11 protein-coding genes and 1 riboswitch are annotated in these 14413 nt (G+C 72.6%); of the genes, 7 read left to right on the top strand and 4 right to left on the bottom strand.

Going from position 1 to position 14413, the window contains the following annotated elements; all coding sequences use genetic code 11:
- Positions 1-47: 47 nt before the first annotated feature.
- Both STRNI_RS08990 and STRNI_RS08985 read left to right on the top strand, forming a co-directional pair.
- Positions 48-602, top strand: coding sequence for an ATP-binding protein (locus STRNI_RS08990; RefSeq protein WP_274738704.1), 555 nt, complete (start codon positions 48-50; stop codon positions 600-602).
- Positions 603-728: 126 nt separating this feature from the next.
- Complete coding sequence (locus tag STRNI_RS08985) at positions 729-1160, top strand: hypothetical protein (protein ID WP_148591844.1); 432 nt, start codon at positions 729-731, stop codon at positions 1158-1160.
- Positions 1161-1400: 240 nt separating this feature from the next.
- Here STRNI_RS08985 and STRNI_RS08980 read toward each other — a convergent pair whose 3' ends face one another.
- Positions 1401-1715 (bottom strand): hypothetical protein, encoded by a 315-nt coding sequence (locus STRNI_RS08980; protein ID WP_093648557.1) that lies wholly within the window; start codon positions 1713-1715, stop codon positions 1401-1403.
- Positions 1716-1856: 141 nt separating this feature from the next.
- On the opposite strand from STRNI_RS08980, the gene STRNI_RS08975 reads away from it, so the two are divergent.
- Both STRNI_RS08975 and STRNI_RS08970 read left to right on the top strand, forming a co-directional pair.
- Positions 1857-3053: a PLP-dependent cysteine synthase family protein gene (locus STRNI_RS08975; protein ID WP_277410897.1), complete on the top strand. Its 1197-nt coding sequence runs from the start codon at positions 1857-1859 to the stop codon at positions 3051-3053.
- 5 nt (positions 3054-3058) lie between these two features.
- A complete protein-coding gene (locus STRNI_RS08970) occupies positions 3059-4342 on the top strand; it encodes an MFS transporter (protein WP_037741294.1) in 1284 nt (427 codons plus the stop codon).
- A 79-nt stretch (positions 4343-4421) separates the two neighbouring features.
- Here the strand turns inward: STRNI_RS08970 and STRNI_RS08965 are convergent, their stop codons facing one another.
- Complete coding sequence (locus STRNI_RS08965; RefSeq protein WP_277410896.1) at positions 4422-5324, bottom strand: class I SAM-dependent methyltransferase; 903 nt, start codon at positions 5322-5324, stop codon at positions 4422-4424.
- A gap of 225 nt (positions 5325-5549) precedes the next feature.
- On the opposite strand from STRNI_RS08965, the gene STRNI_RS08960 reads away from it, so the two are divergent.
- Complete coding sequence (locus STRNI_RS08960) at positions 5550-7607, top strand: phosphocholine-specific phospholipase C (RefSeq protein ID WP_159485488.1); 2058 nt, start codon at positions 5550-5552, stop codon at positions 7605-7607.
- Positions 7608-7720: 113 nt separating this feature from the next.
- Here the strand turns inward: STRNI_RS08960 and STRNI_RS08955 are convergent, their stop codons facing one another.
- The gene (locus tag STRNI_RS08955) at positions 7721-8932 is read right to left on the bottom strand and encodes a PucR family transcriptional regulator (RefSeq protein WP_277410895.1); all 1212 of its coding nucleotides are present in this window, start codon (positions 8930-8932) and stop codon (positions 7721-7723) included.
- Positions 8933-9068: 136 nt separating this feature from the next.
- Between STRNI_RS08955 and lysA the strand changes: the two genes are divergently transcribed.
- On the top strand, positions 9069-10397 hold the full coding sequence (gene lysA, locus STRNI_RS08950) for a diaminopimelate decarboxylase (protein WP_277410894.1): 1329 nt from the start codon (positions 9069-9071) through the stop codon (positions 10395-10397).
- 86 nt (positions 10398-10483) lie between these two features.
- Here the strand turns inward: lysA and metE are convergent, their stop codons facing one another.
- Positions 10484-12808 carry a 5-methyltetrahydropteroyltriglutamate--homocysteine S-methyltransferase gene (gene metE, locus STRNI_RS08945; RefSeq protein WP_277410893.1) on the bottom strand — a complete coding sequence of 775 codons (2325 nt, stop codon included), beginning with the start codon at positions 12806-12808 and terminating at the stop codon, positions 10484-10486.
- A gap of 172 nt (positions 12809-12980) precedes the next feature.
- A riboswitch (cobalamin riboswitch) is annotated at positions 12981-13168 on the bottom strand.
- A gap of 185 nt (positions 13169-13353) precedes the next feature.
- On the opposite strand from metE, the gene STRNI_RS08940 reads away from it, so the two are divergent.
- Entirely contained in the window at positions 13354-14412 is a 1059-nt protein-coding gene (locus STRNI_RS08940) for an aldo/keto reductase (protein ID WP_277410892.1), read from the top strand.
- Position 14413: the final 1 nt, after the last annotated feature.

Below are 14413 nucleotides of genomic sequence, written 5' to 3'. Positions count from 1 at the left end.
GGTCCAACGAGGTGAAGGGCGTGAGCCTCGCGGTGAGGAGCCACGACATGACACTTCCCGGCGACCGGCACTACACGGTCGAACTGCATGCTTCGGCGGAGCGTGTGCCGCAGATCCGGCGGATCCTGGCCGCGCACCTGCGGTACTGGGATCTTGAGCTGCATATCCCGCCCGTGTGCCGGGGAGTGGCGGAACTCCTGACCAACGTCCATCGCCATATCGGCCCGGACGCCCCGTGCGTCGTCGAACTCCGCTGGACCGGCCGGCACCTCACGGCCTCCGTCGCCGACCAGGGGCCACGCCTGCCGAAGCTGCTCAGCGCGGGCGGCGGGGGGCTCTCCAGAGTGGCGGCACTGAGCGACAGTTGGGGCACCTGCGGCACCCCGGACGGCAAGGTCATCTGGTTCACCCGCCGGGTCGAGGCGGCCCGCAAGTCGCCGCTGACCAGCCGCACCCCGCTGCGCAGCGTGCCCGATGCGAAGGGCCAGCCGGCGGTGCCTCCGGCCGTACCGGTCGAGCCGCTCGTCGAGCCCCTGCAGGAAGCCACCGGGACCGCTGCCGAGGCCACCCCGGCGGCGTCGAACGCGGTGTCGCTGGTCTGACCCGCCGTCAATGAAGGCGCGAGGCGCTGACGCCCACCCCCGTCACGCCTCGCCCACCGGCTGATATCTGTCGCGCCGGGCGCGGGGAAACCGGCAACGGGCAGCCGCCGCGGTTACGATCGCGGTATGGCAACGGTCAGGTCGGCCAACAGCAGCATGCGGAACCGCGGTTCAGCGGTTCCGTTTCGTGTGCTGTGGCTGGCCGCGTTGCTGATCAGTGTGCTGGTCGCCCATGGGGCGCGGGCGGAGAGCGCCGAAGGCCATCTGGTGAACGCCCTGCCGGTCGCGGCGTCCGCCGCCGCGGACTCCGGCGGCTGGCTCGCCTCCGGACACAGCGGTCACTCCGAGGGACCGGAGCACCCCGGGCACCACTCCGACGAGCTGTGTGTCGCGGGCCAGCCCCAGCAGGGTGCCGCCATGGCGCTGCCCTGCCCCACCCCCGCTGCGGGCTCCTCCTGGCATCCGCCGTCGCAGAGCCGGTCCAAGGCGTCCGAGAACGCCCGTGCCGCCCTCCCACCGTTGCGCAGCGCAACGGGATCCGTGGTGCAGCAGGTCTAGATTCCGGCCGATTCCGGATCACCCCCTGCCGATGCCGTCCGCCCGTGTGCATGCGTGTGTGCGTGTGCTGCTCCGGCGCGGCGGCAGTCTCACGGAGAACCTGTGCCGTTGCGCGTTCCGTTGTGCCGTCCGTTCCGTTTCCTCGTCCCTGGTGGCGCCTGCCTCCGTAGTGGCGCCCGATTCCTGAGCGGCGCCCGCTCACCGAGGCGCGCCCGCTTACGCCACCGCCGGCCGGCCGTCTTACTGCTCCTGGTCGCCGGACTGCTGTCCGTGGTGCTCCCGTGCGCCGACGGCGCGGACGGCCACCACGATGTGCCGGTGCCGGCGGCGGTCTCGTCGGGGCGGTCCGCCGCCATGGCCGCCGCGCCCGTCCAGGCGACCGCCGGGACGGACGGCGGGCACCACGACCCCGCGTGTGTGCCCGGCCCGTCCGGTCATCTCCCGCAGGGCCGGCCGGCCGCCGGTACGGAGGGCGCCGCGGTGCCCGCCGTCCTCGCGGGGGCCGTGCGCGTCGCGGCCGGCCGGCGCCCGGCCGCGGGGAGCGGGGCCGGTCACTACAGACCGGCACGCGGCGGCCGGTCCACTCTCGCCGCCCTCTGCCGGTGCCGGATATAGGAGCCCGCCGTCGCGCCCGGCCACCCCGGCCGGCGCGAGAGGAGCGCCCGTATATCCCCACCCACCGAACGAGAGCGAAAAATGCACTCTCTCCCCACGGCGGCCCGTTCCGTCTCTCCCGCTGCCCCCGCCTCCCCGACGCCGGGCCCGGCCTCCGCCTCCCCGACGCCCGGCCCGGCCCCCGCCTCCGGTATCCCCGGCCTGGTCGGCAACACCCCCGTCCTGCACATCTCCGAGCCGCTCACCCCGCCCGGCCGCGGCTTCTGGGCCAAGCTCGAAGGCCGCAACCCGGGCGGCATCAAGGACCGTCCCGGACTCCACATGGTCGAACGCGCCCGCGCCCGTGGTGAGTTGCAGCCCGGCGCCCGGATCATCGAATCCACCAGCGGCACCCTCGGGCTCGGCCTGGCGCTCGCCGGAATGGTCTACGGCCATCCCGTCAGCCTGGTCACCGACCCCGGCCTGGAGTCCTCGATGACCCGGCTGCTGACCGCGTACGGCGCCCAGGTCGAGCTCGTCCCCGAGCCGCACCCCAGCGGCGGCTGGCAGCAGGCCCGCCGTGACCGGGTGCGCGCACTGCTCGCCGCCCACCCCGGCGCGTGGTGCCCGGACCAGTACAACAACCCCGACAACACCACCGCCTATCTGCCGCTGGCCCTCGAACTCGCCTCCCAGCTGGGCCATATCGACGTCCTGGTGTGCAGTGTGGGCACCGGCGGGCACTCCGCCGGGGTGTCCCGGGTGCTGCGCCAGCTCTACCCGCAGCTGCGGCTCGTCGGCGTCGACACCATCGGCTCGACCATCTTCGGACAGCCCGCCCGTGCGCGGCTGATGCGCGGGCTGGGATCGAGCATCTACCCGCGCAATGTCGCCTACGACCAGTTCAGCGAGGTGCACTGGGTCGCACCCGCCGAAGCGGTCTGGGCCTGCCGCACGCTGGCGTCCTCGCACTACGCCACCGGCGGCTGGAGCGTCGGCGCGGTCGCCCTGGTCGCGGGCTGGCTGAGCCGGACCGAGCCGGCCGGCACCCGTATCGCGGCCGTCTTCCCCGACGGACCGCAGCGCTATCTGAGCACGGTCTACGACGACCAGTACTGCGCCGAACACGGCCTGCTCGACGCCCCGCCGGCGGACGGGCCGCAGACCCTGAGCCGGCTGGGGGAGCGGGAGGTCACCGTCTGGAGCCGGTGCGCGCAGGTCGTCGATCCGCTCGGCACGTCCGGTGTGGCGGGCCCGACCGGCGACGCGCCCGCCCACGCTGCGGGGGAGGACCGGTGACCGGCATGCTCACACAGTTCCGTTCCTACGAGCGCAGCGCCCGGCTGCTGATGGTCAATCAGTTCACCATCAACCTCGGCTTCTACATGCTGATGCCGTATCTGGCCGCGCATCTGTCCGGGACGCTCGGCCTGGCGGGCTGGCTGGTCGGGCTGGTCCTGGGCGTCCGCAACTTCAGCCAGCAGGGGATGTTCCTGGTCGGCGGCGCGCTGGCCGACCGGTTCGGCTACAAGCCGCTGATCGTGGCCGGCTGTGTGCTGCGGACGCTCGGATTCGCGACGCTCGGGCTGGTGGACTCGCTGCCCGCGCTGCTGGCGGCGTCCGCGGCCACCGGACTGGCCGGTGCGCTGTTCAACCCGGCGGTCCGGGCCTATCTGGCCGCCGCGGCGGGCGACCGGAGGCTGGAGGCGTTTGCGCTGTTCAACGTCTTCTACCAGGCGGGCATCCTGCTCGGCCCGCTGGTGGGGATGGTGCTCACCGGCGTCAACTTCCAGGTCACCTGCCTGGTTTCGGCGGGGATCTTCGCGCTGCTGAGCATCGTGCAGATCCGTGCGCTGCCGGCCCGCGGGGACGAGACCGCTCCGGCCGGTGACGACCGGCGGGCGGGCCTGCCGTCCTCATGGCGCGGCGTGCTGGCCAACCGGCCGTTCCTGCTGTTCTCCGGAGCCATGATCGGCTCGTATGTGCTGTCGTTCCAGGTCTATCTGGCGCTGCCGCTGGAGGTACGGCGACTGGGCGGTGAGGGGGAGTTCGGCACCGCGGCGGTGGCTGGGCTGTTCGCGGTGTCCGGGCTGAGCACCATCCTGGGCCAGACCAGGGTGACGCGCTGGTGCAAGGCCCGGATGACCGCGGGCCGCGCGCTCGCCCGAGGTCTGCTGACCATGGGGCTGGCCTTCGTTCCGCTGCTGGCCGCCACGGCGCTGCCGGTGCCGGCCGAGGGCCCCGGCCGCTGGGCCCTCGCGGCCGTCCCGCCGGCGCTCTGTGCGCTGCTGCTCGCGCTCGGCACGATGATCACGTACCCGTTCGAGATGGACACCATCGTCCGGCTGTCCGGTAACCGCCTGGTGGCGACCCACTACGGGCTCTACAACACCATCTGCGGTATCGGCATCACCCTCGGCAATCTGCTCACCGGTGCCGCACTGGACGCCTCCCGGTCGGCCGGACTGCCCGCCCTGCCCTGGATCGCCCTGCCGGTCCTGGGCCTCGCCTGCAGTGCCGCCCTCTACGGACTGCACCGCACGGGCCGTCTGGCCCCGGTCGCCGGGCCGGCGGCGGCGATGGGCTGAGCGAGCCGGTGGCCACCCCGTCCACGAGGAGCGGGGTGGCCACCTCCCGCCTGGCACCGGATCCGGGCTGCCGAGCCGGTCATCGCCGGCGGGCCGTCACCAGCCACGCCGCGCTGCCGAGCGTGACGCCGTCGGGGCCCTGGTGTTCGGCCAGCGCATCCCGCAACGCGGTTTCTGTCTTGGCCCGCGCTTCCGCACTCGCCTCGGCGAGCATCGCGCGCGAGGCCGGTATGCCGAGCTGGTAGGCCACCACGTCGTCCGGATCGGTCCCCATCCACATCGGCTCGTCGACGGCGCTGATCGTGATCTCGTCGAATCCCGCGCTGTCCAGCAGCTTCTCGATCCGGTCGGTGTCAACGAGGGAGAACGGGCCCGGGGCGCCCGGCGCCTCGAGCTCCGGAAGCTGTACATACGGGGCGATGGCGCCCATCGGCACGGTCAGATAGGGATTGTCCCGCACGCTCCGCCAGCACAGGAACGCCAACTGCCCGCCCGGACGCAGCGCTCGGGCGATATTTGCGAACGCCGCCTCCGGGTCGGCGAAGAACATCACCCCGAAACGGCTGATCGCGATATCGAAGGCGCCGTCCTCGAAGCGATGGACCTGTGCGTCCCCTCGCTCGAAGGTGACCTGCGGCAGTCCGGAGCCCGCGGCCTGCTTCCGGGCCTCGGCCAGCATCGGCGCCGACACATCGACGCCGAGCACCGCTCCCTCGGCCGCGGCCCGCGCCGCCTCCAGGCTCGTACCGCCGCTGCCGCATCCGATGTCCAACACCCGGCTGTCCGCCTGGATCCCGGCCGCTGCCATTAAGTGCGGAGTGAGCCGGCGATACCTCGCCTCCTGCCTTTCCCGGTGCTGGACCCAGTACCGTCCGTCGTCCCCGTTCCAGGCCCCGCCCTGTTCGGCGTTGTCCGCAGCGATCTCGTCGGGCAGCGGTGTCCCGCCGCCCCCGGCCACGTCCTGATCATTGCCCTGTCCCATTGCTCCCCCTTGTTCGAAATGCCCGCAGTTGGCTGTACGGCGTTCCCGACCAGGGAGTTCGTCGCCCGTACCCCGATGTGCCATATCTGCGACACCCCCCCTTCCCTGGCGCTCGTTCCTCTTGGAACACTCTGCTGACCGTGGTTTCGCACCACTCCTCACACAACCGCACACCAGTACCGTCATTTCGCCAACTCCCCCACACCTGAAGAGGTTCCCCAGCCCATGCCTGAATTCAATCGCCGGCGTTTCCTCCAGATCGCCGGCGCCACCGCGGGCGCCTCGGCCCTGTCGAGCAGCATCGCCCGTGCCGCAGCCATCCCCGCCAAGCGACGCTCCGGATCCATCAAGGACGTCGAGCACATCGTCGTCCTGATGCAGGAGAACCGTTCCTTCGACCACTACTTCGGCTCGATGAAGGGCGTACGCGGCTTCGGTGACCCGCGCCCGCTCGTCCTCGAAAGCGGTAAGTCCGTCTGGCACCAGCCGGACGGCGACAAAGAGGTGCTGCCCTACCACCCGGAAGCCGAAGACCTCGGCATGCAGTTCATCGAGGGCCTCGACCACGAGTGGGCGGGCGGCCACAAGGCCTGGAACAACGGCAAGTACGACAACTGGATATCCGCGAAGACGGCCGGGACGATGGCCCACCTGACCCGCAAGGACATCCCGTTCCACTACGCGCTCGCCGACGCGTTCACCGTCTGCGACTCGTACCACTGCTCGTTCATGGGTGCCACCGACCCCAACCGCTACTACATGTACTCGGGCCACGTCGGCAACGACGGCTCGGGTGGCGGCCCGGTCCTCGACAACGCGGAGCTGGGGTACAGCTGGACGACGTACCCGGAGCGGCTGGAGAAGGCCGGGATCTCCTGGAAGATGTACCAGGACATCGGTGACGGCCTGGACGCGGACGGCAAGTGGGGCTGGATCGAGGACGCCTACCGCGGCAACTACGGCGACAACTCGCTGCTCTTCTTCAACCAGTACCGCAACGCCAAGCCCGGCGACCCGCTCTACGACAAGGCCCGCACCGGCACGAACGCCAAGAAGGGCGACGGCTACTTCGACCTGCTCAAGGCCGATGTGAAGGCCGACAAGCTCCCCCAGGTCTCCTGGATCGCCGCCCCCGAGGCCTTCACCGAACACCCCAACTGGCCCGCGAACTACGGCGCCTGGTACATCTCCCAGGTGCTGGACGCGCTCACCTCCAACCCCGAGGTGTGGAGCAAGACCGCCCTGTTCATCACCTATGACGAGAACGACGGCTACTTCGACCACGTCGCCCCGCCCTTCCCGCCGGCCTCCGCCGACCGGGGCAAGTCGACCGTGGACACCTCGCTCGACCACTTCTCCGGCGACGCCAAGTTCGCGGCCGGCCCCTACGGCCTCGGCCAGCGTGTCCCGATGCTCGTGGTCTCCCCCTGGAGCACCGGCGGCTACGTCTGCTCGGAGGTCTTCGACCACACCTCCATCATCCGGTTCATGGAGCGCCGGTTCGGCGCGCACGAGCCGAACATCTCGCCCTGGCGGCGCGCCATCTGCGGCGACCTGACCTCCGCCTTCGACTTCGGCCTGGAGAACACCAAGCCGGCCTCGCTCCCCGCAACCGACGGCTACGAGCCGCCGGACAAGGAGCGTCACAAGGGCCTCGTGGCGAAGCCGCCCGCCAACCCCGTGCTGCCCAAGCAGGAGCCGGGCTCCCGCCCCGCCCGCCCGCTGCCGTACGCACCGCTCGTCGACGGGTCCGCGACCCCCTCCACCGGCCGCTTCACCCTCACCTTCAAGAGCGGTGACAAGGCCGGTGCCTGCTTCACCGTCACCGCCGGTAATCGCACCGACGGCCCCTGGTCGTACACCACGGAGGCCGGCAAGAAGATCTCCGACACCTGGAACACCTCCTACTCCAAGGACGTGTACGACCTGACGGTCCACGGCCCGAACGGCTTCCTGCGCACCTTCAAGGGCGCCGGCAAGAAGACCGGGCCCGAGGTGACCGCCCGCCATGACGCGACCGCCGGCCGCGTCGAGCTCACCCTGACCAACCCCGGCCGCACCGACTGCCATCTCACCGTCACCCAGGCCTACGGCGGGGCCAGCGAGACCTACCCGGTCCGTGCGGGCGCCACCGTCAAGAAGTCGTTCGACCTGCGCGCCAGCAAGCGCTGGTACGACCTGTCGGTCACCTCCGACACCGACGGCACCTTCCTGCGCCGGTTCGCCGGCCACGTGGAGACCGGCGAGGCGGGTGTGAGCGACCCGGCGATCATCACGGACTGAGTCCCCACGACGCTCCGTCCCTCACGCTCATTCCGCCGGTGTCCCGGCGGAGAACGGGGCGCCCGCCGAAGCGGCGGGCGCCCCGTTGCGCTGCCCCGGCCGGCCCCGTGCGGTCAGTCAGCGAGCCGTAGTTGCAGCCAGCACGAGAGCCGCACATCCGGGTGGCCGAGGTCGATCCCGAACAGCTCATGGGCGCGACGGAGGCGGTACTTGAGGGTGTTGGGGTGGACGGTCAGCCGCTGCGCGGCCTCCCCGACATTGCCGGCCGCGTCCAGCCAGGCCACCACCGACGCGGCGTACGCGGTACGGCGGGTGCGGTCGTGCGCGCGCATGGCCTCGATGCCCGGGTGGCGCAGACGGGGGTGGCGCTCCAGCGCGTCGGCGCAGTGCAGCAGCAGGACGCGGGCGTGCACATCGGTGAGCGCCGCGACCTCCGGCGCGTCCGCGTCCGCCGTCGTCACCCGCAGGATGTCGTCCACCTCGGCGCGCAGCGCGGGCAGTCCGGCGGGGTCGTCGGCGGGGCGGCTGACCGCGGTGCGCAGCGCCGTGTCCAGGGTGCGGCCGAGCGCGGCCACCGCCTGTCCGGCCAGCCGGCGGGCCTCGTCCGGGCCGGCCCCGGGCAGCAGGACGTAGACGGTACGGCCGACGGTGGCCACGGCCGCCTCACCGTGCACGGCGGACCAGTGACGGGCGGCCGCCGCACCCAGCCGGACCACCTCCGGCCCGGCCCGGTCGGGCCCGCCCGCAGCCGGCGCACACCCCAGCAGCGTCAGCCTCGGCCGCTCCGGCAGACCCAGCCGAAACCGGATCTCCTGCGCGCCGCCGTCACCGCACAGCGCCGCCCGCAGCGCCTCCTCGCGGGCCCGCAGACCGAGTTCGGCCGAGCTGCGGCGGCGCAGCATGTGCAGCGCGGCGAGCCGCGCGCCGTCCAGCAGCGCCCGGTCACCGGCCGCACCGGCCCCGGGATCCCCCTCGATCGCCCAGATGGTGCCCAGCGGCAGCTCGCCCGCACGGATCGCGGCCGCGGCGCGCGGCAGTTCACCGGGGGCGAGCCGCGGCGGCCGGACGACGCCGGGCGCGGCGAGCACCTCGCGGTACTGGCGCTGCGGTGCGGGCTCGTCGGGCACCCGCCGGTCCAGGATGCCGCGGCGGCGCAGCTCGTCGATCCGCTGGCCCGGCACCGACGAATACGCCAGCACCCGGTGGTCGAGGTCCTCGATCGCCACCGAGCCACCGATCACCGCGGCCACGGCGTTGGCCAGCGCGAACAGCTCCTCGCTCGTCCCACCGAGGTCCGGCGGGTTCGGCGTATCCGACAGATCCACGGTCGGACCCTAGGCGATCGCGCCAACGACGGGGAAGCGGGTGGGACGCAGCATGGTGCGGAGCCGATCCCGGGCCGGGGCCGACGGGCCCGCCGAGCGCCCCGCACCCCCGGTACGACCCAGCAAGGAGCACCCCATGGCCCACAGGACCACCACCGCAGCGCCGGTCGACCCGTCCGGTGACGCCCTGCTCGGACTGTTCCCGCCGGGCACCTCGACCGCGCCGGACGGCGGGCTGCGCATCGGCGGATGTCCGGTGACCGAGCTCGCGGCACGCCACGGCACCCCCGCCCTGTTCATCGACGAGCGCGCCCTCCGGGACCGGGCCGGCCGCTACGCCGACGGGCTGGCCGCACGCCGGCCGGACTCGATGGCCGCCTTCGCCTCCAAGGCCTTCCCGTGCACCGCCGTCTACCGGCTGCTCGCCGAGGAAGGCCTCGGCGTCGATGTCGCCAGTGGTGGTGAACTGGCGCTCGCGCTCGCCGGGGGCACCGACCCGGCCAAGGTGATCGTGCACGGCAACGCCAAGACGGAGGACTACCTCCGGGCCGCCGTCGAGGCCGGTGCCGGTCTGGTCGTCATCGACAACTTCGACGACATCGACCGGCTGGAACACCTCATGGCCCGCACCCACGGCGCCGGCGGCCGGACCCAGGGCGTCCTCGTACGGGTCACCCCCGACATCCGCCCCGACACCCATGAGGCGGTCTCCACCGGTCAGCGCGGCTCGAAGTTCGGGCTGCTGCCGCCGCAGGCACGGGAGGCGATCGCCCGGCTGCGCGGCAGCGCCCGGCTGCGCCTGGACGGACTGCATGTGCACATCGGCTCGCAGATCCTCGACACCGAGCCGTTCGTCCGGGCGGTCGCGGCGGTGGCGGAGCTCGGCAGGTTTCCCGTCTACGACCTCGGCGGCGGGCTGGGGGCCCGCTATACGTACGACGACCGGCCGCCGACGGTCGAGGCCTACCTGGACGCGCTGACCGCCGCGGTCGACGCGCTGCTGCCGGCCGGCGCCCGGCTGATCATCGAGCCCGGCCGGTCGATGGTGGCGGAGGCGGGGGTCTCGCTCTACCGCGTGGTGACGGTCAAGCGGGCCGGCGGCGAGACCATGGTCGCCGTGGACGGCGGGATGGGGGACAACCTCGAAGTCGCCCTGTACGGGCAGCGGTTCGAGGCGGCCGTGGCCACCCGGGTGCACAGGACTTCCGGAGGGCCCGGCGAACTCTGCCGGGTCGTCGGCCCGCACTGCGAGTCCGGCGATGTGCTCAGCGCGGGCGTGCACCTCCAGGACCCGAGGCCCGGCGATCTGATCGCCGTCCCGGTCACCGGCGCCTACACCTACTCCCTGGCCAACAACTACAACGCGGCCTGCCGCCCACCGGTCGTCTTCTGCCGCGACGGCCGCTCCCGCCCCGTCGTACGGCGCGAGACCCACGCGGATCTGATGCGCCGTGACCTGCCCTGAGCGGCCACCGCCGTCCCCGCCCCGGTATGGCGGCCCCGGGCCGGGGCCGGCACCCCTACGGGCACCGGCCCCCGGCCCTCAGGGTGTCAGGAGACCCCGCCGGGCAGGCTGCCGCGGATCTCGCGGGCCGCAGCGACCAGGTTCTCCAGGGCGGCCCGTACCTCGGGCCAGCCGCGGGTCTTCAGACCGCAGTCCGGGTTGACCCACAGCCGCTCCGCCGGAATGGCGTCAAGTCCCTTGCGCAGAAGGGCCGTTGCCTCGGCCACGTCCGGGACGCGCGGCGAGTGGATGTCATAGACACCGGGCCCCACCTCGCGCGGATAGCCGGCCGTGGCGAGCTCCGAGGCGACCTGCATATGGGAGCGGGCCGCCTCCAGACTGATGACATCGGCGTCGAGGTGCTCGATGGCCCGGAGGATGTCCCCGAACTCCGCGTAGCACATATGGGTGTGGATCTGGGTGTCAGGCCGGACCCCGCCGGTGGTGAGCCGGAAGGCCTCGGTGGCCCAGGCCAGGTACTCCGCGTGGCCGGCGGCGCGCAGCGGCAGCGTCTCGCGCAGCGCCGGCTCGTCGACCTGGATGACCGAAGTGCCCGCCGCCTCCAGGTCGTTCACCTCGTCGCGCAGGGCGAGCGCCACCTGGCGGGCGGTGTCGCCCAGCGGCTGGTCGTCGCGGACGAAGGACCAGGCGAGCATGGTGACCGGGCCGGTGAGCATGCCCTTGACCGGCCGCTCGGTGAGCGACTGGGCGTAGCGGGTCCAGCGCACGGTCATCGGTCCGGGGCGGGAGATGTCCCCGGCCAGGATCGGCGGCCGGACATAGCGGGTCCCGTAGGACTGCACCCAGCCGTGCTGGGTGGCGAGATAGCCGGTCAGCTGCTCGGCGAAGTACTGCACCATGTCGTTGCGTTCCGGCTCACCGTGCACCAGCACATCGATACCGGCCTTCTCCTGGAAGGCGAGGACCTCGCGGATCTCCGCCGAGATCCGCTCCTCGTACCCTTCGGCGTCGAGCCGCCCGGCCCGCAGCTCGGCGCGGGCGGTGCGCAGTTCGGCGGTCTGCGGGAACGAACCGATGGTGGTGGTCGGCAGCAGCGGCAGCCCGAGGTGCGCGCGCTGGGCGGCGGCACGTTCGGCGTACGGCTGGGAACGGCGGCCGTCGGCGTCGGTGACGGCCGCGGCGCGGGAGCGCACCGCCGGGTCATGGGTGAGCGCCGAGCCTGCCCGGGAGGACAGGTCCGCGCGGTTGGCGGCGAGTTCGGCCGCGATGGTGTCGGTGCCCCGGGCCAGACCGCGCGCCAGCGTCACGATCTCCGTGGTCTTCTGCCGGGCGAAGGCCAGCCAGCGGGCGATCTGCGGGTCGATGTCCCGCTCGGCGCCGGTGTCCAGCGGGACGTGCAGCAGTGAGCAGGAGGACGACACATCGACCCGCCCGGCGAGGCCCAGGAGCGTGCCCAGGGTGGCCAGCGACTTCTCGTAGTGGTTGATCCACACATTGCGGCCGTTGACGACGCCGGCGATCAGCCGCTTGCCGGGCAGCCCGCCGACCGCAGCGAGATCCTTGAGGTTGCCGGCCGCGGCTCCGGTGAAGTCCAGCGCCAGGCCCTCGACGGGCGCCTTGGCCAGCACCGGCAGCGCCTCGCCCAGCCGGTCGAAGTACGAGGCGACCAGCAGCTGCGGGCGGTCGGTGAGTGTGCCGAGGTCGCGGTAGGCGCGGGCCGCCGCGTTGAGCACGGCGGGGGAGCGGTCCTGCACCAGCGCCGGCTCGTCCAGCTGCACCCAGTCGGCGCCGGCCGCCCGGAGATCTGCGAGCACCTCGGCGTAGACGGGCAGCAGCCGGTCGAGCAGCGTCAGCGGATCGAAGCCGGCCGCGACGCCGGGCGCGGGCTTGGCCAGCAGGAGGTAGGTGACCGGCCCGACGAGGACCGGGCGCGCGGCGAGGCCCAGGCCGAGCGCCTCCGTCAGCTGGCCGACCTGCTGGCCGGAGTCCGCGGCGAAGACCGTGTCCGGCCCCAACTCCGGTACGAGATAGTGGTAGTTGGTGTCGAACCACTTGGTCATTTCCAGTGGCGCCACGTCCTGGGTGCCGCGGGCCATCGCGAAGTAGCCGTCCAGGGGGTCGGCGGCCACCGCGGCGCGGTGCCGGGCCGGGATCGCGCCGACCATCACGCTGGTGTCCAGGACGTGGTCGTAGTACGAGAAGTCGCCGGTCGGCACCTCGTGGACGCCGGCCCCGGCGAGCTGCTGCCAGTTGTCGCGGCGCAGCCCGGCGGCGGTGGTGCGGAGGGCGTCGGCGCCGACCCGGCCCTTCCAGTAGCCCTCGATGGCCTTCTTCAGTTCACGGTTCGGCCCCTGACGGGGGTAGCCGTGCACGGTCGCTCGTGCTGCCGCGGCTGCGGACCTGCTGGTCACGGAACTCTCCTTCGCGAGTGTGTCTCCATGGACCCCGGGAGGGTCGAGGACGCGAAGGGACGGCAAACCTGGCGGGCCCCGGCGCTCTGCCGCCGGCCGTGCCCGCCCGATGTGTCCGCCGACCCGCCCTCGAGGTCACCGAGATCACCCCGCACACCGGTGGCGCGGGGGCACTGGCAGGTCTTCGGACTCGCGGGCACGTCCGCCGAAGGCGGACATCTACTGGCCGTCGCTTCCCAGACCCGGCCGGGCCCAGTGCGTATGACGGCGGTCGTTCCCACTCACCGCTGCGGGGCAGTCCCGGATTTCCACCGGGTTCCCTCTTGCGACGCGCCTGCCTGGCGGGCAGGGCGAACCAGTTGCACCGGCCACCCTAGGCGCTGGCGCCCGGATCGGACACCGGGACCGGGGCTCCCGCGGGTGACTTGGGCCACCGCCGGGAGGCCGTGCGGCCCCGCCCGCGGCGCCGTCGCTTGCCCTGGAGTGCGCTCCAGCTCCTAGCGTGGGCGCACGATCTGCAGCTGTCGCTGAGCGAAGGGAACATCGTGCGCTACACACTGTTCGGCAGGACCGGTCTGCGGGTGAGCGAGCTGAGTCTGGGCGCCATGACCATCGGCGACGACTGGGGCTGGGGCGCCCCCAAGGACACCAGTGGCCGGATCCTGGACGCCTACGCGGAGGCGGGCGGCAACTTCATCGACACCGCCAACAACTACACCGGCGGCACCTCCGAGCGGATCCTCGGTGAGCTGCTCGAAGGCCGCCGGGACCGCTTCGTCCTGGCCAGCAAGTACACCTGCGCGACCCGCAAGGGGGAGGTGAACGCGGCGGGCAACCACCGCAAGAACCTGGTCCGGTCGGTGGAGGCGAGCCTGGACCGCCTGCGCACCGACCACCTCGATGTGCTGTGGGTGCACGCACGGGACAACTTCACTCCCGTGGAGGAGGTGATGCGGGCACTCGACGACGTGGTGCGCTCGGGAAAGGTGCTCTACATCGGCGTCTCCGACTGGCCCGCCTGGGAGATCGCGCAGGCCAACACCCTTGCCGAGCTGCGCGGCTGGACCGCCTTCGCGGGCTCGCAGCTGCGCTACAACCTGCTGGAGCGGACGCCGGAGCGCGAACTGCTGCCGCAGGCCCGCGCCTTCGATCTGGCCGTGCTGGCCTGGGCGCCGCTCGCGGCCGGCAAGCTCACCGGAAAGTACCGCCGCGGCGAGACGGGCCGGCTGGACACCGTCGACGCGGGCACCGTGCGGGACCACAACGAGGAGGAGACCGTCACCGCGGTGCTGGAGATCGCCGAGCAGGGCGGCTGGAGCCCCGCGCAGGTGGCCCTGGCGTGGCTGCGCAGCCGGCCCGGCAACATCATCCCGATCATCGCCGCCACCAAGGAGAGCCAGCTCCTCGACAACCTCGGCGCCGTCGGCGTCACGCTGGACGCCGACGCGCTGGCCCGGCTCGACCGGACCAGCGCGGTGCCGCTGGGCTTCCCCCACGACTTCCTGCGGGAGCCGGGCATCATCGAGAACGTCTACGGCGACCGCTGGGCCGAGATCGACGACCGGCGCTCCACCTACCGCCGTACGGCGAGCGAGATCCGCTGAC

This window comes from Streptomyces nigrescens, from assembly GCF_027626975.1.
GTDB lineage: Bacteria > Actinomycetota > Actinomycetes > Streptomycetales > Streptomycetaceae > Streptomyces > Streptomyces nigrescens.
Note: the sequence above shows the minus strand (reverse complement) of the source record. Positions and strands in the feature narration are given on the sequence as shown.

Bases quoted from the DNA above. Each gene is read 5' to 3' on its own strand.
- STRNI_RS08990 (WP_274738704.1), top strand. From the start codon at position 48: ATGACACTTCCCGGCGACCGGCACTACACGGTCGAACTGCATGCTTCG.
- STRNI_RS08985 (WP_148591844.1), top strand. From the start codon at position 729: ATGGCAACGGTCAGGTCGGCCAACAGCAGCATGCGGAACCGCGGTTCA.
- STRNI_RS08975 (WP_277410897.1), top strand. From the start codon at position 1,857: ATGCACTCTCTCCCCACGGCGGCCCGTTCCGTCTCTCCCGCTGCCCCC.
- STRNI_RS08970 (WP_037741294.1), top strand. From the start codon at position 3,059: ATGCTCACACAGTTCCGTTCCTACGAGCGCAGCGCCCGGCTGCTGATG.
- STRNI_RS08965 (WP_277410896.1), bottom strand. From the start codon at position 5,324: ATGGGACAGGGCAATGATCAGGACGTGGCCGGGGGCGGCGGGACACCG.
- STRNI_RS08960 (WP_159485488.1), top strand. From the start codon at position 5,550: ATGCCTGAATTCAATCGCCGGCGTTTCCTCCAGATCGCCGGCGCCACC.
- lysA (WP_277410894.1), top strand. From the start codon at position 9,069: ATGGCCCACAGGACCACCACCGCAGCGCCGGTCGACCCGTCCGGTGAC.